Source organism: Bradyrhizobium sp. in8p8 (genome assembly GCF_000426845.1).
In the GTDB taxonomy this organism is placed as follows: domain Bacteria; phylum Pseudomonadota; class Alphaproteobacteria; order Rhizobiales; family Xanthobacteraceae; genus Bradyrhizobium; species Bradyrhizobium japonicum_C.
Map to the genome: position 1 here is coordinate 815,104 of NZ_AUGD01000001.1, position 23,337 is coordinate 838,440.

The following is a 23,337-nucleotide window of genomic DNA, read 5'->3' on the forward strand; positions in this document are numbered from 1 at the left end:
GTCCGGGAAGCGAACGGGCGGCGTTTTGTCTGCCTTCCCGAGACGACGTTAGTTCAGCTCACCCGCGAGCGGATGCGATCGACCAGCACGGCGAGGATGATGATCACGCCCACCAGCGTCTGCTGCCAGTAGGAGCTGACCTGGGCGAGCACGAGGCCGTTGCGGATCACCTCCAGCAGCACGCAGCCAACGATGGCCCCGAGCGGACCACCGATGCCCCCCGCAAGGTTCGCGCCGCCGATGACGGCCGCCGCGATCACGTTGAGCTCGTAGGATGTCGCCATGTTGGCCGGCGCCGATCCGAGCCAGCCGGAGATGATGATGCCCTGCAGGCCCGCAGCAAGCGCACAGATCACGTAGACCTCGATCTTCACCCGGACCACCGGGATGCCGGTCAGCTCCGCCGCCTTCTCATTGCCGCCGAGTGCGAAGACGTGGCGGCCGAACGAAGTGTGGTGCAGCACCACCGCCATCGCCAGCGCGAGCATCACGAGATAGATGAACGGCGCCGGTACGCCGAACACGTCACCCGAAGTAGCTGCGTAGAAGTAATCGGCGTCCGGCCCACCTGGGAAACTGCCGCGTCCGTTGGAAACGACATAGCCGAGCCCGCGCACGATCGAGAGCATGCCGAGCGTGGTAACGAAGGGCGAGAGGCCCAGCACGGCGATGCAGAAACCGTTGACGAGACCGACGATCAGCGCAGCGCCGAGGCCAGCGAAGACAGAGACCAGCAGGATCAAGCCGGGTACGTTGGCGAGCACGGTCTTGCCGTCCGACGCCATGTGCACGAACAGCGATCCTGCAGGCGAGCCGGGCATCGACAGCTCAGTCATCACCATCGAGGTGATCATGGCCGAGAAGCACATCATCGAGCCGATCGAGAGGTCGATGCCGCCGGTGATGATCACGAAGGTGACGCCGAGCGTCGCGATGGCGATGAAGGAGAAGTTCTTCGCCACATTCTGCATGTTGCCCTGGGTGAAGAAGTAGGGGCTGGCGAAATGCATGACCAACAGCAGCACCGCTAGCGCGAGCAGGACATAGCCGGTCTGCGACGCGAAGAGACCACGCTGCCACCATTTGGTCTTGCCGACATTGGTGAAGGTGATCGGGGATTCCATGGGCATGGCCATCACGCCGCCTCCTTCGCGCCGGTGATGAGAGCGGTGACTTCCTCAGGCGACGTCTGATGGATCGGCTTGTCGGCCCGCTTCTCGCCGCGGCGCATGACGATGACGCGGTCGCACACCGCAAACACGTCGGGCATGCGGTGCGAGATCAGCATCACCGCAACGCCCTGCTCCTTGAGCCGACGGATCAGGCTGAGCACCTGCTCGACCTGGCGCACCGAGATGGCCGCGGTCGGCTCGTCCATCATGACCAGCCGCGCATTGGAGAGCCGGGTCCGCGCGATCGCGACGGCCTGGCGCTGGCCGCCGGACATCTGCTTGACGAAATCGTCGGGACGCGTCTCCGAGCGCAGCTCGCCGAACAGCTCCAGCGCGCGCGCCGCCATGGCTTTGTGGTCGAGCAAGGCGAACGGTCCGAACCTGCGCTTCAACTCGCGGCCGAGGAAGACGTTGGCGGCCGCGGTCAGATTGTCGGCGAGCGCGAGGTCCTGGTAGACGACCTCGATGCCGACGGCACGGGCATCGATCGGTCGATTGAAGTGGACTGCATTGCCGGCCAAGCGGATCTCGCCATGGCTGGGCCGGAAGTTGCCGGCGATGATCTTGACCAGCGTCGACTTGCCCGCACCGTTGTCACCCATCAGGCCGACGACCTCGCCAGACCGGATCTGCATGTCGACGTCATGCAGCGCGCGGATGGCGCCGAACTCCTTGCCGATGCCGGTGAGCTCGAGCGCCGGTGTTGTGTCAGGCTTTGTCATCAGCGGGCGTTCCTCAGACATAACGGTTGACCAGGGATTCCAGGTATTCCTGCCGGCCCGAGCGCGGCTGCGGATCGAAGCCGGGGCTAAGCGCGCGGTCGGCGAGATCGGCCAGCGAGCGCTGGCCGGCGAGAATGGCCCTGCCCTCGGGTCCGGCCCATCCGGCGTAGCGTGTTGCAAGCGGCGCGGTGAGCGTACCGGCGTCGAGCATGTCGGCAGCGGCAAGGAAGGCGCGCGCGCAGGCATCCATCGAGCCGACATGGGCATAGATGAGATCATCAGGGTCGATCGACTGGCGGCGGATCTTGGCATCGAAATTGAGCCCGCCCGTGGTGAAGCCGCCGCGATTCAGGATCTCGTGGAACACCAGCGCCAGCTCCGGCACGTTCATTGCGAACTGGTCGGTGTCCCAGCCGAGCAGATCGTCGCCGCGGTTGATATCGAGCGAGCCGAACACGCCGAGCGCCTCTGCCAGCGCGACCTCGTGGTGGAAGGAATGGCCGGCGAGAATGGCGTGGTTCTGCTCGATGTTGAGCTTGACGTCCTTGAGCAGATCGTAACGTTCGAGGAAGCCGTAGCAGGTCGCGACGTCGAAATCATACTGATGCTTGGTCGGCTCCTTCGGCTTCGGCTCGATCAGGATCGGCCCCTTGAAACCGATCTTGTGCTTGTGCTCGACGACCAGCGAGATGAAGCGGCCGAGCTGGTCGAGTTCGCGCTTGAGATCGGTATTGAGCAGCGTCTCGTAGCCCTCTCGGCCGCCCCAGAGCACGTAGTTCTGGCCGCCGAGCCGGTGCGTCACCTCCAGCGCGGCGCGAACCTGGCCGGCGGCATAGGTGAATATCTCGGGGTCCGGGTTGGTCGCCGCGCCTGCCATGTAGCGGCGGTGCGTGAACAAGTTTGCGGTGCCCCAGAGCAGCCGGACCTTGCTCGATGCCATCTTCTGCTCAAACAGGTCGGCGATGGCATTGAGATTGGCGACGGACTCGGCGAGCGAAGCGCCTTCCGGCGCCGCATCGACATCGTGGAAGGTGAAGAACGGCACATCCAGCAGGCGGAAGAGTTCGAAGGCGACATCGGCCTTGGCGCGTGCCATTGCCATCGGATCAGTGCCGTGCTGCCAAGGCCGGAGGAAGGTCTCGCCACCGAAGGGATCGCCGCCCGGCCAGCACAGGGAATGCCAATAGCAGACCGCGAAGCGCATATGGTCCTCCAGCCGGCGGCCATGCACGAGGCGGTCCTTGTCATACCAGCGGAAGGCAGGCGCGCCTTCCGCGTCCTTGCCTCCGAAGGCGACGGGCGCACTTGCATCGAAGAATTGGGCTGGCGCGTTCACTTAAGAAGACTCCTTCAACGCGGGATAAAGCGCACGCCAGCGACGATAGGCCTCGTCATAGGCCGCAGCGACGGACGGGCGGGGCGTGAAACTCGCGAGGCGGCGCGGACGGGTGCAGACGTCTGCTGGGTCTTCCCCCGTCGCGGCGAGCCGGCCGAGCCGCGCAGCGCCGAGCGCGGCACCCACCTCGCCTTCCTCGACCCGATGGACGGGAATGCCGAGCACGTCGGCGCAAATCTGCGCCCACAGCGGCGAGCGCGAGCCGCCACCGACGAGATCGAGCTCGGCGATCGGCCCGCTGGCCGCGCTCAGCGCCGCCAGATTGTCGCGCGCGGCAAAGGCAACGCCTTCGAGCACGGCTTGCACGATCTGGCTGCGCCCGGTCGCGCCTCGCAGGCCGACGAATGCGCCGCTTGCGGCCGCGTCATTGTGCGGCGTGCGTTCGCCATCGAGATAGGGCAGGAATTTGACCGGGCTTGGTCCATCGACGCGCTCGCCGAGCCGCGTCAACAGCGCAGCAGGCTGAGTCTCCATCACGCCGGCAAGCCATGCCAGCGAGGCGGCCGCCGACAGCATCACGCCCATCTGATGCCAGAGGCCGGGCAGCGCGTGGCAGAAGGCATGCACGGCCAGGGCCGGCGCCGGGGCGAAGCGATCGGTAACGCGGAACAGGACGCCCGACGTTCCCAGCGAGAAGAAGGCGTCGCCCGGCGCAATGGCGCCGAGCCCGATCGCACTGGCGGCATTGTCGCCGGCCCCGCCCGCGACTGCCACATTTTTCTGCATGCCCCAGCGCTGCACGTAATCCGGCGCGAGCACCGCGCTGGCCGCGCTGCCTTCGACCAGTCGCGGCATGTGATGCAGGTCGAGCCCGGTGGCATGCAGCAGCAGGGCCGACCAGCGGCGCAGGCCGACGTCGAGCCACAACGTGCCAGCCGCGTCCGACATGTCCTCGACCATCTCACCGGTGAGGCGATAGCGGACATAGGCTTTCGGCAGCAGCACCTTTGCCAGGCGGTCGAAGATCTTTGGCTCATGCCGCGCGACCCAGAGCAGTTTTGGTGCGGTGAAGCCGGGCATCGCCAGATTGCCGGCGATCGCGTGCAACGAGGGACAGCGCCGCTCCAGCGCGACACATTCGGCCTGCGAGCGGCCGTCGTTCCAGAGGATGGCCGGACGCAGCGGCCTGCCATCCTGGCCGAGCAACGTCGCGCCATGCATCTGACCTGACAGCCCGATACCGCGGACCTGCGCAACATCGTGCGGATGGTGCGCGGCGAGATCGTCGACTGCGCCAACGGCCGCCTCGACCCATGCGTCGGGATCCTGCTCGGACCACAGCGGCGCCGGATGCGACAGCGCAAGCTCGCGCGAGGCGGTCGCAACGACTGCGCCGGCTTCGCTCACGAGCACCGCCTTCACACCGGACGTGCCGATGTCGATCCCGAGATACACGTCATCCTCCCTTTGGCCGGCTGCGGTGCGCGATCTTGCGTCGCTTTCGCCCGGAACGGCCTGTATCCAAGTTCACCTGCCGCTAAGGCAGATTGTCCCGCATCACGATGTCGATCCTGATCTTCTCCTGTTCGCTCAAGATCGGCTCGCCGCGGGCGAGCGCGAGCAGCACGCGGACGGCCGCGCGCGCTTCATGTCCGGGATTCTGCGAGATCGCGGCATCCATCAAGCCTTGGAGCAGCAATCGGCGCGTCAACGCAGTGACGTCGTGTCCGACGAACACGACCTTGTCGCGACCGGTCTCGCTCAACGCCTTGTCGTTCAGCGCCTTGGCGACGCCCTGCGTGCCCGCACCGACATTATAAAGGCCGACAATGTCGGCATGTCCGCCGAACAGCCGTGCCAGCATTTGCTCCGAGCGTTCGTCCTCGTCGCGCCCTTCCAGCACGGGCAGCACGCTGAGATTGGGGAATTCCGTCGCCATCACCTGGTTGAAGCCGAAGATGCGCTCGGCGTGGTCGCGCAGGCCCTGCGAGCCCGCGACGATCGCGACCTTGCCGGACCTCTGGCCGACCAGCCGCCCGATCAGCGCGCCTGCGGTGCGCCCGGCAGCGATGTTGTCGATCCCGACATAATGATGCCTGCGCGAGGACGGCACGTCCGAGACCAGCGTCACCACCTTGGTGCCGGCATCGACGAGATCGTTGATGGCGGCACGAACACTGGGGTGGTCCAGAGCCACCACGGCAACGCCATCGTAGTCGCCCGACAGCGCCTCCAGTGAGGCCGCCAGCGCGGCGGGCTCGAACACGTCAGTTGCGACCATCTCGACCTTGAGGCGGCGGGCCGACAGCCAGGCCGCCATCTCGCCGAGATAGGCCTCGATCTGCTGCATGAACGGGTTCGGCCCCGACGGCATCACGAACGCGAAGCGGCGGGCGCGGCCGCGCGCGAGCTCGGCGGCGGCCACATGGGGCTGGAAGGAGTTGCGAGCGATGGCTTCCTTGACGCGCCGGACCGTATCCGGGCGTACCCCCGGCCTGTTGTGCAGCACGCGGTCGACGGTCGCGAGACTGACCCCCGCCTCGCGGGCGATGTCCTTCAGCGTCAGCGCAGTCGGTGTGAGCGTGTCGGCCATAGCTGAAGGCTAGCAGAGGTGTTTTGAGGTACGCAACTCATTTTGAGGGTACTGACCGGCTTGAACCTGACCTGCCCTCGGACGATTTCCAGGAGGAGACAGCCCTCACCCGGCGCTTGCGCCGACGTTCCCGCAAGCTGGGAGAGGTCAATGGCCCGCGACACTCGAATCAACCTAAGCCATTCCGCTCTAGGAACAGCTTCCCCCGGGGACCGTTGCCGCCAAGTGCGCAGCGACATCACCCATCATTCCAGCGAGGGCCTGAGCCCGACGCTCGAACGCAACATCCAGGCGCTGGTCAAGCGGCGGCGCCGGGAGCAGCAGGCGGCAAGAGGCCAGGACAAGGTCGCAGACGCCGTCACGACCTTCACCGGCAGCATGACGTTCGTCTGCCTCCACCTCGCCGTGTTCGGGTTCTGGATCATCGCCAACCTGCACTGGATCCCCGGCCTTCCGGCTTGGGACGAGAGCTTCGTCGTGCTGGCGATGATCGCCTCGGTGGAGGCGATCTTCCTCTCCACCTTCGTGCTGATCTCGCAGAACCGCATGACCGCGGCTGCCGACAAGCGCGCCGACCTCGACCTCCAGATCAGCCTGCTCGCCGAGCACGAGCTGACCAAGGTTGCCCGCCTGCTCACGCAGATCGCCGAGCGGCTCGACGTCAAGCCGGAGTCTGAGCGCGATATGGAGGAAGCGGCGCGGGACATTGCGCCGGAGCGCGTGCTCGACAAGATCGAGGAGACGCGCTCCTGAGCTACCGGTGCGCCGGCGCCGACAGGTCCAGGGTCAGGAACAGGCTGTTCGGATCCTCGACGTAGCCCTCGAATGGCCCGCAGATGACGAAGCCGTGCGCCTGATAGAGCGCGTGGGCCGGCTTGAAGTAGTCCCACGAGCCGGTCTCGAGGCTGAGGCGGGTCATCCCGCGCGCACGAGCCTCCGTGATGATGTGGCGCAGCATCTGGCTGCCGAAGCCGCGCCGGCGCGTGGTCTGCAGCGTGTGCATCGATTTCACCTCGCCGTGGTCGGACGAAAGCGTCTTCAACGCGCCGGTGGCGACCAGCGCTTCGCCGTCCCAGCCGGTCCAGAAGGCGATATCGGGTGCACGCAGGCCCGCGAGATCGAGCGCATGTGCGCTGCCCGGCGCTGTCTGCGCCCGCGCTGCCGTGACGTGATGATCGAGCAGCGCGATCACGCGGGGATCATAGGTGTCACCGGTGCGGATCTGCATCGTCAGGTCTCCAGGATCTCACATCTTTCCATAGGCGGCGCCGCGCCGCGTGATGATGATGTAGCGCGCGTCCTGCCTGGTTTCGTTCTCGAAGATCACGGCACGCATCACGTCGAAATCCAGACAATCGCCCTCGCGCAGCCGCACCGCCTTGGCATCGATGTGCACGGCGATCGCGCCGTGCAGCATCAGGAGCTGCTGGGTGAAGGCGTTGCGGCCCCAGGGGCTGTACGGCACCCGCGCGCCGGCCGGCAGGTCGACGACGATGATCTCGATGCCGCTCGCCGCATCCGTCGGGGAAGCATGCCGTCTGCGATAGCCGCTTTCGGGATCGCGCCAGTGCGGCTGGTCGGCCAGCCGCACCAGCCGCTCGGGCGGCTTCTCGGCCAGCGCGACCACCTCGCTCAGCGACACGTCGAGCGCGGCGCAGAGCTTTCCAAGCAGCGCCGCCGTCGCACTGCTCTGCGCCCGCTCCACCCGGCCGATCATGGCCCGGCTGACGCCGGAGCGGCCCGCGAGCTCGTTCAACGTCATGCCGGCCTGCGTCCGCAGCGTCTTCAGGCGCCGGCCGATCGCGCGGTCGAGTTTCTGCTGGTCCAAGGCTTTCATCCGAACAGCGACCAATACGAAGACAGCACCATCAGGGCGGGAGCAGCTTAGCCCGCACGCATGCAAACGCCGGCAGCCACAGTCCAATATATTAGAAACTTGGCGTCGCACGGGAGCTGATCCGTTTGCACCAACGGACTTGGACCCTGGAAGCTTGGATTCTTCGGGCAGCTTGGAGCGGGCGAAGGGAATCGAACCCTCGTATGCAGCTTGGGAAGCTGCCGTTCTACCATTGAACTACGCCCGCTTGCGCGCGCCTTGCGCCCCTCCTGATTAGCCGAGACGGCGCGTCTCGCCAAGCGCCTTGGCGCCGCGGGCGGGACGCTTGTTAACGTCCTGGAAAGATTCCAGGTGCGCCGGATTGTGGCGGTGTTATGATTTGTTCTTGGGGGGACGTGCACTGAGTGGGGCGTGTGCATGGTGGAGCGGGCTTACGCGATATTCGACACGGCGTTGGGGCGCTGCGGCATCATCTGGAGCAGCACCGGCGTGATCGCGGTGCAACTGCCGGAGGCGCGGGAAATCGACACCCGCCGCCGGATTTTCCAGGTCCATCCCGAGGCGCGGGAGCAGCGGCCGTCCGAAAACGCCGAGCTTGCGATCGAGGGCATCACGGGCCTGCTGCAGGGCAGCGATCCCGATTTCTCCGATGTCAGCCTGGACGCCGGCGGCGTGCCGGGCTTCAACCAGCGCGTCTACGAGTTCGTCTGCACCATTCCGCGCGGGGAGACGCGCACCTATGCCGAAGTCGCCAAGGCGCTGGGTGCCTCCGGAGCGGTGTATTCGGTGGCGCAAGCCATCGCGAAGAATCCCTTCATGCTGATCGTGCCCTGTCACCGGGTGCTGGAAGCCGGCAATTACACCGACCGGCTCTCGCCCTACGGCGGCGTGATCTCGAAGCGGCGGCTGCTGGCGCTCGAAGGCGCCCATCCCCTCGCCAGCAAGACTCTGTTCGATGTTCTGCTGCCCGTTGCCCCGCCGCGCGCCTCGACCTAGATAGGCGGGATGGACGCCACCGCGCTGCTGACGACCCCATCGATGACTGTCTTCGAGTTTCGCTGCGATGCGGGACCGGACGACACGCCGTTTGAGGAATGCCGCACCGGCCATTCCATCGCCTATGTCCGTTCCGGCAGCTTCGGCTGCCATTGCCGCGCCGGCTTCTTCGAGCTGGTGGCGGGCTCGATGCTGATCGGCGCACCGGGCCAGGAATATACCTGCACGCATGAGCACGTGTCCGGTGACGTCTGCCTGTCGTTCTTCCTGAGCGAACACCTCGTCGATTCGCTCGGCGGACAGCGCAAGGTCTGGCAGGTCGGCGCGACGCCGCCGCTGCCCGAGCTGATGGTGTTGGGCGAGCTCGCCCAGACGGCAGCAGATGGCAACAGCGACATCGGGCTCGACGAGGTCGGCCAGATCCTCGCCGGCCGTTTTGTTGACGTCGCCTCGGGCAAGACCCGCAAGCCAGCCACGCCCACCGCCCGCGATCGCCGCCGCGCCGTGGAGGCCGCGCTGTGGATCGACGACAACTCGCATGCCGAGCTTGATCTCGAGCAGGCAGCAAAACAGGCCGGCCTCAGCCCGTTTCATTTCCTCCGGCTGTTCTCGAGCGTGCTCGGCGTCACCCCGCATCAATATCTGGTGCGCTCGCGGCTGCGGCACGCGGCGCGGTTGCTTACCGACGGCGACATCGCGGTCACAGACATCGCCTATGACGTCGGCTTCGGCGATCTCTCCAACTTCGTCCGTACGTTTCATCGCGCTGCCGGCGTGCCCCCGACGAAATTCCGCCAAGCCTCGAAAGGGGAGCGCAAGATTCTCCAAGAGCGGCTTGCCATCAACTGACTAGCTTCGTCTCCGGCTCGCGCCGCCGTCGGCGCGCTGAATCGATGGAGACAATCATGTACGACCACATCGGACTTCGCGTTGCCGACCTCGACGCCGCGACGCGCTTCTACACCGCAGTGCTGGCGCCGCTCGGCTATGTCCTGTGCTCGAGCGGCGACGGTTATGCCGGCTTCGGGCCGAAGGGCGAGCCGGCGCTGTGGCTGCACCTGAACAAGGGCCGCAAGGCCGACGGTGCCCACATCGCTTTCCGTGCCAAAAACCAAGACGAGGTGAAGGCGTTTCACAGCGAAGGGCTGAAGAGCGGCGGCCGCGACAACGGCGGGGCCGGGCCGCGCAAGGACTACAGTCCGACCTATTACGCGGCGTTCCTGATCGATCCTGACGGCAACAATGTCGAGGCGGTTTGTACGTAGAGGCCGCAGGGGCACGCGCATTCGCCAGGTGATCTGCCAAGCAGCCGCCGTGCTGCTTGGCGGCAGCAATGGCAGCGACATGACGGCGATGATCCCGCAATATCGACGCGAATCGCCATACCGGCGGCGCCGTCGCCGCGACAAGTCCCGCTAGTCGGCTGCGCCCGACAGTGCAGGCCTGATCCCCGGCTTGCCCTTGCGCGGTCCCCAGCGCGTCAGCACCACGCTGGAGCATGACAGAAGGCCGAGCACCGCCATCGAGCTTGCGGCGAGCCAGAAGAAGCTCTGCGCGCTCGCGTCGTGCGTCGACAGCCACCAGCCGACGCCCGCGATGTAGACCAGCCGCGCCGTCTGCGCCAGCACCGGCCCGATCACCTTGGCTGCGCCTTGCGAGGAGAAATACATCGTCGTGGCAAGGCCGAAGAAGGCGTAGAACGGCCCGACCGTGGACAGATATTGATGGCTCGCCGCGCGCACCGCCTGGCTGTCCGTGAACATGTTGACCCAGAGGTCGGGGAAGATCGCGACGAGGCAGGCCGGCGCGCCGACCGCCACGAAGGCGGCAGCACTGGCGGTCCAGGCGATGCGCCGGGCGCGCGCGATACGGCCGGCGCCAATCGCCATGCCAACCATCGGCACACAGGCGATGCCGAACGCGAACGCGATCGAGGTCAGCAAAAATTCGAGCCGCGCCCCGATGCCGTAGCCGGCGAGGACCGCGGTGCCGAACTTCGCCAGCATGTGAGTGAAGATCGAGATCGTCAGAACCGATTGCAGCGGCGAGAAGCAGGCGATGGCGCCGACCTTGAGGATGTCGAAGAACATCGCCCATTGAATGCGCAGGCCGCGCAGCCTCATTGCGATCCGCGCCCGGCCGGAGAAAAGGTACCAGCCCATGATGCAGATGTTCATGGAATAGGCGATCAGCGCCCCGGCGGCGACGCCGTGCATGCCGAGGCGCGGCACAGGTCCGAGCCCGAGGCCCAGCGTGCCGCCGAGCACGATTTGCCAAGCCGCCGAATTGAGGATGAGGAAGGACGGCAGCTTCATGTTGCCGGTGCCGCGCAAGACGCCGGCCATGGTGTTGAGCAGCCAGGGCAGAACGGCGCCGCCGAAAAACACCTGCGTGTAGGCGATCGCATGCGTCAGCACATCGCCGCGGCCGCCAAGCATTTCGAGCACCTTGGGTCCGAAGATCAGCATGCCGAGCATGAAGACGAGGCCGAAGCTGACGCCGATCAGCAGCGCATGGACCGCGAGCGTGCCGGCGCGCTCGCGGTTCCCGGCGCCGAGCGCGCGCGCGATGGCCGAGGCCACCGCACCGCCCATGGCCCCGCCCGACATGGTCATGGTCAGAATGATGGTCGGAAACACCAGCGCCATCGCCGCCAGCGCCTCGACGCCGAGCCGGCCAACATAGGAGGTTTCCGCAATCACCACGCAGATGCCGGCGGACAGGCCGATCACGTTCGGCCAGGCGAGTGAGAGCAGCGTGCGGAGGATCGGGCCGTCGGTCAGCGCGCTCCTGATCGGCGGCGGAGGTGGCGGCAACGGGCGTTCTTGCTCATCGACCGGGATCTCGGCGATGTCGGACATGTCCTCTCCCGGGCACCACTTGCGGCGCAGTAATGAACAGGTGTGCCAATAATCTGCTTGCGCGCGGTGCGCGGCACGGGCTTGTTAGCACGGCTCGCCAAGATTCCTCCTGCGCAGTGCGCAAGCATGCCCTGCGACAGTGCATTTCCATGTGAGATTACTGGATCGTCCACACCAGCGGCGGACGCCCGCCGACAGAAGGCCGCAGGTGCACGCCGATGTGCCGCCCGCATCCCGCAGCCAGCCCCTCGAACAATCCTTCAAGCACTTCCGCGCAGGCGGGGTGATAGTCGGCGACGTCGTCCATCAGCTTCCAGCTCTGCTGGCGGATTTCGAACGTACCCTCGGACTGTGTGGTCTCGGCCACGTCATCCTGCGCAGCGAACAGCGCATTCAGGAACGATACGAACTCGTGTGCGCCACCGCGGCGCATCGTCAGAGCTGCTGCGACCTCATCGAAATATTGCATGCCGACCAGCTTCCCCGTGAGGTGCAGGAGATACCCGCCATCTTCCGGACCAAACAGCTGCACCAGCACGGGCGCCGCCGTGCGGACGTATTCCATTGCATAGTTGCGATAGGCCTTCTCCAGACGCGGCTTCGGCCAGCTCGCGACAGGCAGCGCCGGGGCACTGTTCGCGTCGAACAGCGGCGCTTCAAGGTGACGCGCGAAGACGAGCCGCTGGTCGACCTCGAGCGGATGGTCGTATTGATGATAATAACCTTCGAGCCCGTCCTGTCCGTCGACGCTCTGCTTGGTGCAGACGAAGCCCAGACGCAGATCGCCGAGGGCGACGCCGTTGTTGGCGTGCCAGCCGCGCAACATCGCCCGCGACACCTCGCCGGGGATGCCGCAGATCGCAGTGCCTTTCCAGATCCAGCGTGGCGGCGGGTAGCGGATCCAGGCTTTGGTGTCGCTCTCATACATGTACTCGACATGCACGCCGCCGATCCAGTTGGAGAGATAGTGATATTGCGCAGCGGCCACCGCCGGCGGCAGATGGTCGAGGCCGAGCTTCTCGAGACCCGGCAGGAAGCGTTCCTGCTGCTGACGGCGGAACACGCGGAAGACGAATTCAGCTGCATCCGCGGTGCCGCGCCGCGTGACCACGGTGAGGATCAGACCGGTAAAGTAAGCGTGGTAGAGATCGGCGATCGCGCGCCAGCGCTTCCATTGGGTTTCCTGCGCTGTATCTGATGCGGCGGTCATGTTCACTCCCGATCCTGGTTTTGATCGAGTGTGTCACCGCGCCCGGTGGCAGGCAACATGAGGCGCATGCAGGCCGCCCTGCACTGCACGCCGCCAATTCCGCATCACGAATTTTGTGCAGCCTTGGCCGCTCGCTCGCGCTCGGTGCGTTCGGTGACGTCCCGCGCCATCGCCGCTGATCCCAGCACGTTGCCGCCGGAATCACGCACCAGCGCGAAGGTCATCTCGATGTAGAGCTTGCGCCCGCTCTTGTGCAGCGCGCGGGTCAGCGTCGGCTTGCCTGCAAGCTTCGTGGTGCCGCTCGCAAGCGCGGCCTCGAAACCCTTCCAGTGCGCGGCTCGAAGATGTTCGGGAATGATCAGATCGAGATTCTGGCCGAGCGCTTCGGCGGCGGAGAAGCCAAACAGCGCGGTCGAAGCACGATTCCAGCGCGTGATCGTGCCGGAGCGATCCGAATAGATCAGCGCGTCCGCAACGTCTTCGATGATACGTATGTCGAGATCGGATGGATTGCTCATCTCGTCACCTCGCATGCAGCCTGGATGGAGCGCAGCGCAATCCGGGTTTTCTCGGCGAGAGTTCCCGGATCACACGAGCGCTCCATCCGGGCTACAGGATGAAGCTACGCCCGAAAATGCTTCGATAGTTTAAGGCCCTGCGCCTGGTAGTTCGAGCCGATGCGCTGGCCGTACATGGCGTCCGGGCGGGCCAGCATCTTCTCATAGACGAGGCGGCCGACGATCTGGCCGTGCTCGAGGATGAACGGAACTTCGCGCGAGCGAACCTCCAGCACGGCGCGTGCGCCCTGTCCGCCTGCGCCGGCATAGCCGAAGCCGGGATCGAAGAATCCGGCATAGTGCACGCGGAACTCGCCGACCAAGGGATCGAACGGCACCATCTCCGCGGCGTAATCGGGCGGCACCTGCACCGCCTCTTTCGAGGCGAGGATGTAGAACTCGCCCGGGTCGAGGATCAGGCTGCCGTCGGGACGCGCCGAGATCGGCTCCCAGAATTCTTCCACCGCATAACCGGAGCGACGATCGACGTCGACGACGCCGGTATGGCGCTTGGCGCGGTAGCCGACGAAGCCGCCGCCCTTCTCGCCGGAGAGATCGACGGAGACGGCGACGCCGCCCGAGAGATCGGCATCGTCGACGTCGACGAGACGCTCGGTGGCATGCAGCGCATCGAGTTCGTCGGCGTTGAGGATGGCGTCACCGGTGCGGAAGCGCACTTGGCTCAGGCGCGAGCCCTCGCGCACCAACACCGGAAACGTCTTGGGGCTGATCTCGGCATAGAGCGGACCATGATAGCCGGCGCCGATCATGTCAAAACGGCGGGTGCCGTCGGCGATCACGCGAGTGAAGACGTCGAGCCGGCCGGTGGAGCTCTTTGGGTTGGCGGCCGCGACGATCTCCGGCGGCAGCGCCAAGCTCTCCAGCAGCGGCACGATGTAGACGCAGTTGGTCTCAAGCACTGCGCCGTCGGCGAGGCTGAACTCGTGCAGCTTCAACTCGTCGATGCGTTCGGCAACCGTGGCGCCAGGGCCCGGCAGGAAGCTGGCGCGAACGCGATAAGCGATATCACCAAGGCGCAGGTCGAGGCTCGCCGGCTGGATCTGGCTTTCGACGAAGTCGTACGCCGGCAAAATGAGCCCCGCTTCCGCCATCGCCGCGATCATGCGGTCGGGCAGGATACCATTGGCGTCGGCGGCGACCGTGAACGTCAACCGGGGGTCCTCATCAGGGGTCTGTCGCATCCCGACATGCGGGACATGCCGGCCGTTTACGGCTAGCCGATGGACGCCTTGACGGAAAGGGCGTTGCGGAATATGAGCATCACTTATCCCGTGGTGATTTGAGCCGGCCGGCTTGCAGCCACGTTAAATAAGTCGCTAAACAGGCCGGGGACCTCTGTGATCCCGGCCCGTGGAGATATCCAGGCCGGTTTTTTTGTGACCATTTGCGCGTCGATGGTCATGTCGGAGGGTCCAATGTCAAAGTCGCCTGCTGCCTACCGTCCCGAAACCCGCCTGGTCCATTCCGGGACCCTGCGCTCGCAATATGGCGAGACGTCCGAGGCGCTGTTCCTGACACAAGGCTACGTCTACAACAGCGCTGAGGAGTGCGAGGCGCGGTTCAAGGGCGAGGATCCCGGCTTCATCTATTCGCGCTACTCCAACCCCACCGTCGCGATGTTCGAGCGCCGCATGATCGAGCTCGAGGGCGCCGAGGCTGCCCGCTCGGCGGCGACCGGCATGGCCGCGGTGACGACCGCGATCCTGGCGCCGCTGAGGGCGGGCGATCACGTCGTGGCCTCGCGCGCGCTGTTCGGCTCGTGCCTCTACGTCATCCAGGACCTGTTGCCGCGCTACGGGATCGAGACCACGCTGGTCGATGGGCTCGACCTCGACCAATGGCAGCGTGCACTTCGGCCGAACACCAAGACGTTCTTCCTTGAGAGCCCGACCAATCCGACGCTCGACGTGCTCGACATTCCCGCCATCGCCGAGATCGCACACGGAGGCGGCGCACGGCTCGTGGTCGACAACGTGTTCGCGACCCCGATCTGGCAGAGTCCGCTGGCGCTGGGCGCCGACGTCGTCGTCTATTCCGCGACCAAGCATATCGACGGCCAGGGCCGCTGCCTCGGCGGCATCATCCTGTCCTCGGAAGCCTTCATCGCCGAGCACATCCACAACTTCATGCGCCAGACCGGCCCGTCGATCTCGCCGTTCAACGCCTGGGTCCTGCTCAAGGGTCTCGAGACGCTCGGCGTGCGCGTGCGCGCGCAGACCGATACCGCTGCGCGCATTGCGGAGGTGCTGGCGAGCCATCCGAAGATTTCGCGGCTCGTCTATCCCGGCCGCTCCGATCATCCGCAGGCGGCACTGGTCAAGAAGCAAATGCGCGGCGGCTCGACGCTGGTCGGCTTCGAGGTCAAGGGCGGCAAGGCGGCTGCCTTCCGCGTCCTCAATGAACTGAGGCTTGCGAAGATCTCCAACAATCTCGGCGACGCCAAGAGCCTCGTCACGCATCCGGCGACGACGACACACCAACGCTTGAAGCCGGAAGACCGCGCCGCGCTCGGCATCAGCGAAGGCTTCATCCGCTTCTCGGCCGGGCTGGAGCATCCGGACGATCTGATCGAGGATCTGACGGCGGCGCTGGCGAAGGCGTGAATAGCGAATGGCGGAGAGTGATTGGCGAATAGGTTGATCTATTCGCTAGTCGCCAGTCCCTATTCGCCTTCTCACATCGGCCGGTATGTCCTCACGTCCGCGGGCACGTTCACACCGAGCTTGATCTGGTCGACGGACCGGATGATGTCGTCACCCAATAGCTGGGCGAAGCAGGCATAGCCCCAATCGTTCATGTGCAGGCCGTCGGCGATGACGAAGCCCTCGACCGGAATCGCCTGCTTCTCGTGCCAATCGCGCATCACCTCGAAGCGCGGGAAGATGCCGACGTGACGGAGCTCGGCGGCCTTGCCGAGCAGCTTCACCATCTTGCCGGCGCTCTCGGCGCGCTGATTGACGGCCGGCGAATATTGCGGATCGACCAGCACGATGTCGGTGCCGCCGGCGGCCTGGATGCGGCTGATGCCCTCCTCGACCAGCTTCACGGTGTCGCCGGGATCGAGATTGCGCAGCACGGCGTTGGTGCCGACCTGCCAGATCACGAGATCCGGATGCACGTCGATCACCTGCGTCTGGAGGCGCTTCATCATCTCGGGGGCATCCTCGCCGCCGACACCGGCATTGATGACCGTGATGTCGGCGGTCGGGTAGTGCCGGCGCAGCTGCGCGGCAAGACGATTGGGATAGTTGAACTCCGGCGAGCTCGCGCCAAACCCTTGGGTCGACGACGAGCCGAACGCGACGATGACGACGGGCTGGCCGGCGGCGAGCTTGCCCGCAACGTGCGGCAGCGAGCCCATTGTCTTCGAACCGCCCTTAGACGGCAGGCATGGCACACGGTTGAAGATGTCGGCGGCCGACTTTGCAACCTCCTTCACCTTGTCGATGGCACGCGACGTGACGCCGCGCTGCTCGGACGACCTCGCGGCAACGGTGGTCTGGGCAGGCGAAGCGGAAGTCGGATCAGCCGGCTGCGCCGGTGTCGGCTGTGCGGCTGGCGTCTGAGCGTATGCGGCCGGCGCCAGCAGCAACAGCGCTGCGGCTGCAGGCGCGGCCAGCCATGTCGTCAGGCAAAAAGGGCGGAGAGAACTCATTAACGCTAGACCTCAATTTTGCTGCTGGGCCGGCTCCCGGTGAGCTGCGTCGATCACGAATTGTGCCAACGCCCGGCCAAGGCAATCATGGACCTGTTTCGCCAGTTCGGGCCCGCGGGACGGGCTGAACAGGTCGAACTGACCCTGATCATTCCACTGCCGCATGATTGCGAAACGATCGAACAGCGGGATGTCGTGCTCCTGTGCCACGACCCGCATATTATCGAGAAAAGGCTGGGCCGAAATCATGGTTTCGGTCCGTGGACTGTACTGCAAGTTCATCAAGACGACGTCAGTCCCCGCACTTTGCAATGCAACAACGCCTTCGGTGACGGCGCTGCGAAAGTCGTCGGGATCGATGGCTCGGATAGCATCCACGGTCCCGGTCTGCCAGATCACCAAGGTAGGCGTTTTTGCTTCCATCAGCTTAACGAAGGTGGCGGCGGTCTCCTCTGCCGTTTTCTTGCTCTGTATTTCTACGGAGACATGCACCACTCCCGACGGCGGCAGCTTCTCCTTGAGGATCGCCTCCATGCGCGCGGGGTACGAGCTGTTCTCCGAAGATGGGATGGTCGTCGAGCGGCTGCCTATGACGAGGATCTCGAGCGGCTTGCCAGCCTTGACGGCGGCGGCGACCTTGGGCAGCGGGCTTTCGCTGGTCAGCAGATAGGCCGGCAAATCGCACGAAGCGGGCGCAGCGGAAGCCGTGGGCGCAGCATCGCCCGCTCGCGCCGTCGGCGCGGTCAGGCTACCGCAAAGCAGGATCAGGCTCAGGAGAACCTTCGCCTTCATCAGCCCCCTCCCGCCAGATCGGCGTTGCCGACGGCGTTTTTGCTTTTCGCACCGCTCTTGTCAGCCACGCGCTTATACCACGAAATCACCCACGCCACGCCCCACATGATCAGGACTCCGCAGAGACTAATCAACGCATGCATGACTGCGCCACCGGAGACTTCCGCCAGGATGAAGTGGCCGGCGAAGGCCAGGAAGACGCCGAGGCAGAAGATCTCGAGCGAATGCTGACCGCACAGGATCAGCGGCCGCAGCCAAGGCGACTTCAGGCCCGGCCAATCCCGCGGCAGGAAACGCACCGTGAGCGCGGCCAGCGCCAGGAAATGCGTGAAGCGCAAGACGTCGAGATCTGTCTTGTTGATCGGATACATCCATTGCTCGATCAGCTTCGGCATGAACTGGGAGAGCTGCGGCACATACCAGGTCAACGTCACGTAGAACGACGCGACGAGATAGGCGATAGCCATCCACATCGTGACGCGTGACGACAGAATGCGCGACATGCGGCGCGCACCTCCGAGCGCACACCATGCACCGAAGACGAACAGCAATTGCCAGGCAAAGGGATTGAAGGCCCAGAAGCCGTTCGGATAGGCCGACAGATAAAGATCGAACTCCCAGGTCACTGCGTAGAGCACGACCGAGAGGCCGAGCGTGACGTCGGGCCGCCACTTCATCGACCAGAGGATAAAAGGCAGCGCCAGCATCAATACGATGTAGAGCGGCAGCACGTCCATGTTGACGGGACGGAAACGCAAAAGCAGCGCCTGCACGATGGTGATGTCGGGCTGCTTGAGGAAGTCCATGATGCCCATCTCTTCGGTATAGAGCGGGTTCTCGAAGCGGGTCGCCACATAGGAGATTTCGGCGAGGAAGATCGTGAACAGGAAGACGTGGGCGACGTAGATCTGCCAGACGCGGCGCAGGATACGCGCGGTGGCGATGACGACGCCGCTCTCCAGCATCGCCCGGCCGTAGACGAAGGCGGCGGTATAGCCGGAAATGAAGATGAAGATCTCGGTGGCGTCGCTGAACCCGTAATTGCGGATCGTGAACCAGGTCAGCAGACTGGGCGGCAGGTGGTCGACGAAGATCAGCCACAAGGCGAGTCCGCGAAACAGATCGAGCCGGAGCTCGCGCTCGCCGATGGCCGGCAGCGTAATGGCGGGTACGGCGGTGCGTGGCTTGGCCGCCGCGGGCTTGGTGCCAGCGGCGCCCGCGATCGTCGGTCCCGTCACTTGGTCGGCAATGGTCATCGGGGGCAAAAAACCCTTCCCGCAAATCGCGACGTTGACGGAATGTAGCGGTCCGGCGGCCGTCTCGCAAAGCGGCCGGACCCACATCAGGAGGTCACTGTGGGTGTCCTTCCCTTCCAAATCTGGCCGGACGATGTCGCCGAAGCCAGCCTGGGGCGTTTGGTTCCCGGGACGGATTTCGGTATGATGCAGCCATGTACCGCGCCGTGACCCGCCAGATCGAAGTGACCGTCGAGCCGAACTTTGTTCCGGAGCAGTCGTCGGCGGACCGCTCACGCTATTTCTGGTCCTACACCATCGTGATCACCAATTCGGGCGAGGAGACGGTGCAGCTCAAGACGCGGCACTGGATCATCACCGATGCCTCCGGCCGCCAACAGGAGGTAAAGGGGGAGGGCGTGGTCGGCGAGCAACCGATCCTGGCCCCCGGCGAGCGCTTCGAATACACCTCCGGCGTGCCGCTCTCGACCGCCTCCGGTTTCATGACCGGTCGGTACCAGATGGTCAGCGAAACCGGCGAGCGCTTCGAAATCGACGTACCGACATTTTCGCTGGACAGCCCCGACAACAAGCGGGTGTTGAACTGAGGACGGGCGCAGCGAAGCCGTCCAGACCGCCACCGCGCAAAGACGCGGGATTGCTTCGCGGAGCCTGTCACCGGGCCGCGCTTCGCGCGGACCGGTTGGCGCGCAATGACGGAGGATAGGATTAAGCGTCCTCGACGCCCGCCTCGTGCGGCGTGAACTGGTAGACCGACGAGCAGAACTCGCAGGTGACGACGACCTTGTCGTCCTTCACCATCGCGGCGCGGTCGTCGGGCGAGAAGCTATTCAGCATCGAGGCAACCGCATCGCGCGAGCAGGAGCACCGGGCCTGAAGGACCTGCGGATTGAACACGCGCACGCCGCGCTCGTGGAAGAGACGGTAGAGCAACCGCTCGCCGGAGAGCTCGGGATCGATCAACTCGATGTCTTCGACGGTTTCGATCAGCGAGCGCGCCTCGACCCAGGCGTCGTCTTCGGCGACGCTGTGCACCTCGGTACCATCAGGGGCATCGCCGGGATGCAGATCGGCCTGCCAGGCACGCTCGGGGGCCTTGGGCAGAAACTGCATCAACATGCCGCCGGCGCGCCAGCGATGCTTGCCGCCGTCGCTCGAGCGCCACTCCTCGCCGACTGCGAGGCGGACGCGCGTCGGGATCTGCTCGGAGCGCAGGAAATATTCGTGCGCGGCGTCTTCCAGGCTGCCGCCGTCGAGCGCGACCAGTCCCTGGTAGCGGCTCATGTCGGGGCCCTGGTCGATGGTCATGGCGAGATGGCCGCGGCCAAGCAGCGTGCCGGAATCCTTGGCTTCGCCGAGACGCGCGGCATCGAAGCGCGCATAGGCGCGCAGGCGATCCGGCGCCACGTAATCGACGACCAGGAACGAGACCGGACCATCGGTCTGGGCCTGCAGGATGAAGCGGCCCTCGAATTTAAGCGCGCTGCCGAGCAGCGTCGTCAGCATGATGGCCTCGCCGAGCAGCTTGCCGACCGGCGCCGGATAATCGTGCTTGGTGAGAATGTCGTCGAGCGCCGGGCCGAGCCGTACCAGCCGCCCGCGCACGTCGAGCGCGTCGACCTCGTAAGGCAGCACCGCGTCGTCGATCGGAACGGCCGATGGTGCGCGAACCGGACCTTCCGGCCCGGTTTTCATGTCAGGGGATTGGGAAACCATGGCGCACTATTTGGGGTCGGAGGCGGAAAATGGAAGGGGAACGCCGGCATTCCGTCGTCCTCACGGGCCGCGTAGCCCGGGTATCCGGGGAGATCGTTTCACGAGTTGAGAACCCCGGATTTCGCTGCGCTTCATCCGGACTCCAAGCAAGCTTATTTCACCGCGTCAAAGCACCAGGCCAGAATGCCCTTCTGCGCATGCAGGCGGTTTTCGGCCTCGTCGAACACGACCGATTGCGGGCCGTCGATCACTTCATCGGTGACCTCCTCGCCGCGATGGGCAGGCAGGCAGTGCATGAACAGCGCGTCCGGCTTGGCCAGCGACATCAGCTTGGCGTTGACCTGGTACGGCTTCAGCACGTTGTGGCGGTGCTCGCCTTCCTTGTCGCCCATCGACACCCAGGTGTCGGTGACGACGCAGTCGGCGCCGCGCACGGCGGCTTCCGGATCGGTGCCGAGCACGATCGGCGCGCCGGTCGCCTTGATCCAGTCCCGCATCGCCTTCTTCGGTGCGAGCTCGGAAGGTGTTGCGACGTTGAGCTGGAACTTGAAGCGTTCTGCGGCATGCGCCCAGGACGCCAGCACGTTGTTGTCGTCACCGGTCCAGGCCACCGTCCTGCCCTCGATCGGGCCGCGATGCTCCTCATAGGTCATGAGGTCGGCCATCACCTGGCAAGGATGCGAGCGCCGCGTCAGGCCGTTGATGACGGGCACGGTGGCGTTGGCCGCAAGCTCCAGCAGCGCATCGTGATTGAGGATGCGGATCATGATCGCATCGACATAGCGCGACAGCACGCGCGCGGTGTCGGCGATGGTCTCGCCGCGGCCGAGCTGCATCTCGGCGCCGGTGAGCATGATCGCTTCGCCGCCGAGCTGGCGCATGCCGACGTCGAACGAGACGCGCGTGCGGGTCGAGGGACGCTCGAAGATCATCGCCAGCGTCTTGCCTTCGAGCGGCCTGACCGGCTGATGCGCCTTCTGCTTGGCCTTCATGGCGGAGGATGCGGCGAGCATGCGCTTGAGCTCCGACAACGGCAGCTCGTTGATGTCCAAGAAGTGCTTAGGAGCTTTGTCGGGCGTCTTGCTCATCAGCTTGCCGCCCGCTTGGTCTGGCTGGACGAGATCGCAGCGCAGGCGCGTTCGAGCCGCCCGACACTGTCCTCGATCTCGGCCTCGGTGACGATCAGCGGAGGCAGGAAGCGCACTACGTTGTCGCCGGCCCCGACGGTGAGCAATTTTTCAGCACGCAGCGCCGCGACGAGATCGCCCGAAGGCACCACGGCCTTGATGCCGACCAAAAGGCCCTCGCCGCGTACCTCGCTGACGACATCGGGGTGCCGGTCGATCACGGAGGCGAGCTTCTGCTTGAGCAGCAGCGACATCTTCTGCACGTGGTCGAAGAAGCCGGGCTTGAGCATGACATCGAGCACGGCATTGGCCGCGGCGATCGCGAGCGGATTGCCGCCGAAGGTCGAACCGTGCGAGCCGGGCCCCATGCCGGCGGCCGCGTCCGCGGTCGCGAGCACCGCGCCGATCGGGAAGCCGCCGCCGAGCGCCTTCGCCAGCGACATTACGTCGGGCACGACACCGGTGCGCTTGTAGGCGAAGAGCTCGCCGGTGCGGCCCATGCCGGTCTGCACTTCGTCGAAGGCGAGCAGCAGGCCGTGCTCGTTGCAGAGCTCGCGCAGCGCCTTGAGGAAGGCGGGAGGCGACGAACGAACGCCACCCTCGCCCTGGATCGGCTCGATCAGGATGCCCGCGGTGTGTGGGCCGATCGCCTTCTTCACGGCTTCCAGGTCGCCATGCGGCACCTGGTCGAAGCCTTCCATCGGCGGACCGAAGCCCTCCAGATATTTTGCAGATCCGGTGGCGGCGAGCGTCGCCAGCGTGCGGCCATGGAAGGCGCCCTCGAAGGTGATCATGCGGTAACGATCAGGATGCCCCTTCGAGAAGTGATGGTGGCGCACCAGCTTGATCACGCCTTCCAGCGCCTCGGCGCCGGAATTGCAGAAGAACACGAAGTCCGCAAAGCTCTCGTTGCAGAGCCGGCTTGCGAGCTTCTCGCCGTCCGGGCTCTGGAACAGGTTCGACATGTGCCAGAGCTTCGTCGCCTGCTCCTGCAACGCCTTGACCAGCGCCGGATGAACATGGCCGAGCGCATTCACCGCCACGCCCGAGGTGAAATCGAGATAGCGATCTCCGTTGGTCGCGATCAGCCAACAGCCTTCACCGCGCTCGAAACCGAGGTCGGCCCTGGCGAAAACGGGGAGCAAATGCGGCGCGGCGCTGTTAGTCATGACGTCACTTGAATGTTGCGGACGGTGTGATGCATGCATTGCGCAACGCACCATTGACCGGCCCGGAAAACGAAACGTGCCGCCTTTTAAGGGCGGCACGTGGGACTATCTTATGCTTGGCAAGACGTGTGTCAATGCCGCCCGAAAGCCCCGCGAAACGCTGAATCCGTAGTCTTGCGGTGCCGATTTTGCGGGATTTTCACCACGGAACATGTGGACGCGAGTCGGCGGACTCTTGCGCGGGAGTCACGCCATATTGTAGCGTTTGGACTGTCAGATACGACATCTCGTGCAGCAGTTCTGATCCCAAGAGTCCT

General features: G+C 65.2%; 23 protein-coding genes, 1 tRNA gene and 1 riboswitch. Of the genes, 6 read left to right on the top strand and 18 right to left on the bottom strand.

What is annotated here, in order from left to right:
- Positions 1 to 53: 53 nt before the first annotated feature.
- From K408_RS0103920 to K408_RS0103940, 5 genes are all read right to left on the bottom strand, one after another.
- A complete protein-coding gene (locus tag K408_RS0103920) occupies positions 54 to 1,136 on the bottom strand; it encodes an ABC transporter permease (protein ID WP_024337120.1) in 1,083 nt (360 codons plus the stop codon).
- Positions 1,136 to 1,894, bottom strand: coding sequence for an ATP-binding cassette domain-containing protein (locus tag K408_RS0103925; protein ID WP_024337119.1), 759 nt, complete (start codon positions 1,892 to 1,894; stop codon positions 1,136 to 1,138). Before K408_RS0103925 ends, K408_RS0103920 begins: the two co-directional genes overlap by 1 nt.
- A 13-nt stretch (positions 1,895 to 1,907) precedes the next feature.
- Positions 1,908 to 3,230, bottom strand: coding sequence for a xylose isomerase (gene xylA, locus K408_RS0103930; protein WP_024337118.1), 1,323 nt, complete (start codon positions 3,228 to 3,230; stop codon positions 1,908 to 1,910).
- The gene (gene xylB, locus K408_RS0103935; RefSeq protein ID WP_024337117.1) at positions 3,231 to 4,685 is read right to left on the bottom strand and encodes a xylulokinase; all 1,455 of its coding nucleotides are present in this window, start codon (positions 4,683 to 4,685) and stop codon (positions 3,231 to 3,233) included.
- Positions 4,686 to 4,767: 82 nt separating this feature from the next.
- Entirely contained in the window at positions 4,768 to 5,823 is a 1,056-nt protein-coding gene (locus K408_RS0103940) for a LacI family DNA-binding transcriptional regulator (RefSeq protein ID WP_024337116.1), read from the bottom strand.
- 225 nt (positions 5,824 to 6,048) lie between these two features.
- Here K408_RS0103940 and K408_RS0103945 point away from each other — a divergent pair, with 225 nt between their 5' ends.
- A complete protein-coding gene (locus K408_RS0103945; RefSeq protein WP_024337115.1) occupies positions 6,049 to 6,576 on the top strand; it encodes a DUF1003 domain-containing protein in 528 nt (175 codons plus the stop codon).
- Position 6,577: 1 nt separating this feature from the next.
- On the opposite strand, the gene K408_RS0103950 is transcribed toward K408_RS0103945, so the two are convergent.
- The 3 genes from K408_RS0103950 to K408_RS0103960 all read right to left on the bottom strand — a co-directional run bounded on the left by K408_RS0103950 (position 6,578) and on the right by K408_RS0103960 (position 7,907).
- A complete protein-coding gene (locus K408_RS0103950) occupies positions 6,578 to 7,051 on the bottom strand; it encodes a GNAT family N-acetyltransferase (RefSeq protein ID WP_024337114.1) in 474 nt (157 codons plus the stop codon).
- An 18-nt stretch (positions 7,052 to 7,069) separates the two neighbouring features.
- A complete protein-coding gene (locus tag K408_RS0103955) occupies positions 7,070 to 7,651 on the bottom strand; it encodes a helix-turn-helix domain-containing protein (RefSeq protein ID WP_024337113.1) in 582 nt (193 codons plus the stop codon).
- A 182-nt stretch (positions 7,652 to 7,833) separates the two neighbouring features.
- Positions 7,834 to 7,907, bottom strand: a tRNA-Gly gene (locus K408_RS0103960).
- Positions 7,908 to 8,077: 170 nt separating this feature from the next.
- Here K408_RS0103960 and K408_RS0103965 point away from each other — a divergent pair.
- The 3 genes from K408_RS0103965 to K408_RS0103975 are packed head-to-tail and all read left to right on the top strand — an operon-like array spanning position 8,078 to position 9,921.
- Entirely contained in the window at positions 8,078 to 8,656 is a 579-nt protein-coding gene (locus K408_RS0103965; RefSeq protein WP_024337112.1) for a methylated-DNA--[protein]-cysteine S-methyltransferase, read from the top strand.
- 9 nt (positions 8,657 to 8,665) lie between these two features.
- A complete protein-coding gene (locus tag K408_RS0103970; RefSeq protein WP_024337111.1) occupies positions 8,666 to 9,505 on the top strand; it encodes a helix-turn-helix transcriptional regulator in 840 nt (279 codons plus the stop codon).
- Between the two features lie 56 nt (positions 9,506 to 9,561).
- Positions 9,562 to 9,921 carry a VOC family protein gene (locus K408_RS0103975; protein ID WP_024337110.1) on the top strand — a complete coding sequence of 120 codons (360 nt, stop codon included), beginning with the start codon at positions 9,562 to 9,564 and terminating at the stop codon, positions 9,919 to 9,921.
- A gap of 150 nt (positions 9,922 to 10,071) precedes the next feature.
- Here K408_RS0103975 and K408_RS0103985 read toward each other — a convergent pair whose 3' ends face one another.
- The 4 genes from K408_RS0103985 to K408_RS0104000 form a co-directional block, all read right to left on the bottom strand.
- Positions 10,072 to 11,517 (bottom strand): MATE family efflux transporter, encoded by a 1,446-nt coding sequence (locus K408_RS0103985; protein WP_024337109.1) that lies wholly within the window; start codon positions 11,515 to 11,517, stop codon positions 10,072 to 10,074.
- A gap of 157 nt (positions 11,518 to 11,674) precedes the next feature.
- Positions 11,675 to 12,727: a hypothetical protein gene (locus K408_RS0103990; protein ID WP_024337108.1), complete on the bottom strand. Its 1,053-nt coding sequence runs from the start codon at positions 12,725 to 12,727 to the stop codon at positions 11,675 to 11,677.
- A 104-nt stretch (positions 12,728 to 12,831) separates the two neighbouring features.
- Entirely contained in the window at positions 12,832 to 13,245 is a 414-nt protein-coding gene (locus tag K408_RS0103995) for a PAS domain S-box protein (protein WP_024337107.1), read from the bottom strand.
- A 104-nt stretch (positions 13,246 to 13,349) separates the two neighbouring features.
- Positions 13,350 to 14,486: a 2'-deoxycytidine 5'-triphosphate deaminase gene (locus K408_RS0104000; RefSeq protein WP_155248220.1), complete on the bottom strand. Its 1,137-nt coding sequence runs from the start codon at positions 14,484 to 14,486 to the stop codon at positions 13,350 to 13,352.
- An 80-nt stretch (positions 14,487 to 14,566) separates the two neighbouring features.
- Positions 14,567 to 14,646: riboswitch (SAM riboswitch) on the top strand.
- Positions 14,647 to 14,720: 74 nt separating this feature from the next.
- Between K408_RS0104000 and K408_RS0104005 the strand changes: the two genes are divergently transcribed.
- On the top strand, positions 14,721 to 15,908 hold the full coding sequence (locus tag K408_RS0104005; RefSeq protein WP_024337105.1) for an O-succinylhomoserine sulfhydrylase: 1,188 nt from the start codon (positions 14,721 to 14,723) through the stop codon (positions 15,906 to 15,908).
- Positions 15,909 to 15,979: 71 nt separating this feature from the next.
- Here the strand turns inward: K408_RS0104005 and K408_RS0104010 are convergent, their stop codons facing one another.
- From K408_RS0104010 to K408_RS0104020, 3 genes are read right to left on the bottom strand one after another with little or no spacing between them, the layout of a single operon-like run.
- Positions 15,980 to 16,960, bottom strand: coding sequence for an SGNH/GDSL hydrolase family protein (locus K408_RS0104010; RefSeq protein WP_024337104.1), 981 nt, complete (start codon positions 16,958 to 16,960; stop codon positions 15,980 to 15,982).
- A 12-nt stretch (positions 16,961 to 16,972) separates the two neighbouring features.
- On the bottom strand, positions 16,973 to 17,752 hold the full coding sequence (locus K408_RS0104015; RefSeq protein ID WP_024337103.1) for an SGNH/GDSL hydrolase family protein: 780 nt from the start codon (positions 17,750 to 17,752) through the stop codon (positions 16,973 to 16,975).
- Positions 17,752 to 19,008 carry an OpgC domain-containing protein gene (locus K408_RS0104020; RefSeq protein ID WP_024337102.1) on the bottom strand — a complete coding sequence of 419 codons (1,257 nt, stop codon included), beginning with the start codon at positions 19,006 to 19,008 and terminating at the stop codon, positions 17,752 to 17,754. Before K408_RS0104020 ends, K408_RS0104015 begins: the two co-directional genes overlap by 1 nt.
- A 194-nt stretch (positions 19,009 to 19,202) precedes the next feature.
- Between K408_RS0104020 and apaG the strand changes: the two genes are divergently transcribed.
- Positions 19,203 to 19,595, top strand: a complete 393-nt coding sequence (gene apaG / locus K408_RS0104025; RefSeq protein ID WP_024337101.1) for a Co2+/Mg2+ efflux protein ApaG — start codon at positions 19,203 to 19,205, stop codon at positions 19,593 to 19,595.
- A 121-nt stretch (positions 19,596 to 19,716) separates the two neighbouring features.
- Here the strand turns inward: apaG and K408_RS0104030 are convergent, their stop codons facing one another.
- From K408_RS0104030 to K408_RS0104040, 3 genes are all read right to left on the bottom strand, one after another.
- Entirely contained in the window at positions 19,717 to 20,724 is a 1,008-nt protein-coding gene (locus tag K408_RS0104030) for an Hsp33 family molecular chaperone (protein WP_024337100.1), read from the bottom strand.
- Positions 20,725 to 20,876: 152 nt separating this feature from the next.
- Positions 20,877 to 21,812 carry an ornithine carbamoyltransferase gene (gene argF, locus K408_RS0104035; RefSeq protein ID WP_024337099.1) on the bottom strand — a complete coding sequence of 312 codons (936 nt, stop codon included), beginning with the start codon at positions 21,810 to 21,812 and terminating at the stop codon, positions 20,877 to 20,879.
- Positions 21,812 to 23,020, bottom strand: coding sequence for an aspartate aminotransferase family protein (locus K408_RS0104040; RefSeq protein WP_024337098.1), 1,209 nt, complete (start codon positions 23,018 to 23,020; stop codon positions 21,812 to 21,814). Before K408_RS0104040 ends, argF begins: the two co-directional genes overlap by 1 nt.
- Between the last annotated feature and the right edge of the window lie 317 nt (positions 23,021 to 23,337).

Coding starts and splice junctions, on each gene's coding strand:
- K408_RS0104000 (WP_155248220.1), bottom strand. CDS start 14,486: ATGCGACAGACCCCTGATGAGGACCCCCGGTTGACGTTCACGGTCGCC.
- apaG (WP_024337101.1), top strand. CDS start 19,203: ATGTACCGCGCCGTGACCCGCCAGATCGAAGTGACCGTCGAGCCGAAC.
- K408_RS0103920 (WP_024337120.1), bottom strand. CDS start 1,136: ATGGCCATGCCCATGGAATCCCCGATCACCTTCACCAATGTCGGCAAG.
- K408_RS0104040 (WP_024337098.1), bottom strand. CDS start 23,020: ATGACTAACAGCGCCGCGCCGCATTTGCTCCCCGTTTTCGCCAGGGCC.
- K408_RS0104005 (WP_024337105.1), top strand. CDS start 14,721: ATGTCAAAGTCGCCTGCTGCCTACCGTCCCGAAACCCGCCTGGTCCAT.
- K408_RS0103995 (WP_024337107.1), bottom strand. CDS start 13,245: ATGAGCAATCCATCCGATCTCGACATACGTATCATCGAAGACGTTGCG.
- K408_RS0103940 (WP_024337116.1), bottom strand. CDS start 5,823: ATGGCCGACACGCTCACACCGACTGCGCTGACGCTGAAGGACATCGCC.
- K408_RS0103990 (WP_024337108.1), bottom strand. CDS start 12,727: ATGACCGCCGCATCAGATACAGCGCAGGAAACCCAATGGAAGCGCTGG.
- K408_RS0103985 (WP_024337109.1), bottom strand. CDS start 11,517: ATGTCCGACATCGCCGAGATCCCGGTCGATGAGCAAGAACGCCCGTTG.
- K408_RS0103925 (WP_024337119.1), bottom strand. CDS start 1,894: ATGACAAAGCCTGACACAACACCGGCGCTCGAGCTCACCGGCATCGGC.
- K408_RS0104030 (WP_024337100.1), bottom strand. CDS start 20,724: ATGGTTTCCCAATCCCCTGACATGAAAACCGGGCCGGAAGGTCCGGTT.
- K408_RS0104015 (WP_024337103.1), bottom strand. CDS start 17,752: ATGAAGGCGAAGGTTCTCCTGAGCCTGATCCTGCTTTGCGGTAGCCTG.
- K408_RS0103970 (WP_024337111.1), top strand. CDS start 8,666: ATGGACGCCACCGCGCTGCTGACGACCCCATCGATGACTGTCTTCGAG.
- K408_RS0104010 (WP_024337104.1), bottom strand. CDS start 16,960: ATGAGTTCTCTCCGCCCTTTTTGCCTGACGACATGGCTGGCCGCGCCT.
- argF (WP_024337099.1), bottom strand. CDS start 21,812: ATGAGCAAGACGCCCGACAAAGCTCCTAAGCACTTCTTGGACATCAAC.
- K408_RS0103950 (WP_024337114.1), bottom strand. CDS start 7,051: ATGCAGATCCGCACCGGTGACACCTATGATCCCCGCGTGATCGCGCTG.
- K408_RS0103965 (WP_024337112.1), top strand. CDS start 8,078: ATGGTGGAGCGGGCTTACGCGATATTCGACACGGCGTTGGGGCGCTGC.
- K408_RS0103975 (WP_024337110.1), top strand. CDS start 9,562: ATGTACGACCACATCGGACTTCGCGTTGCCGACCTCGACGCCGCGACG.
- K408_RS0104020 (WP_024337102.1), bottom strand. CDS start 19,008: ATGACCATTGCCGACCAAGTGACGGGACCGACGATCGCGGGCGCCGCT.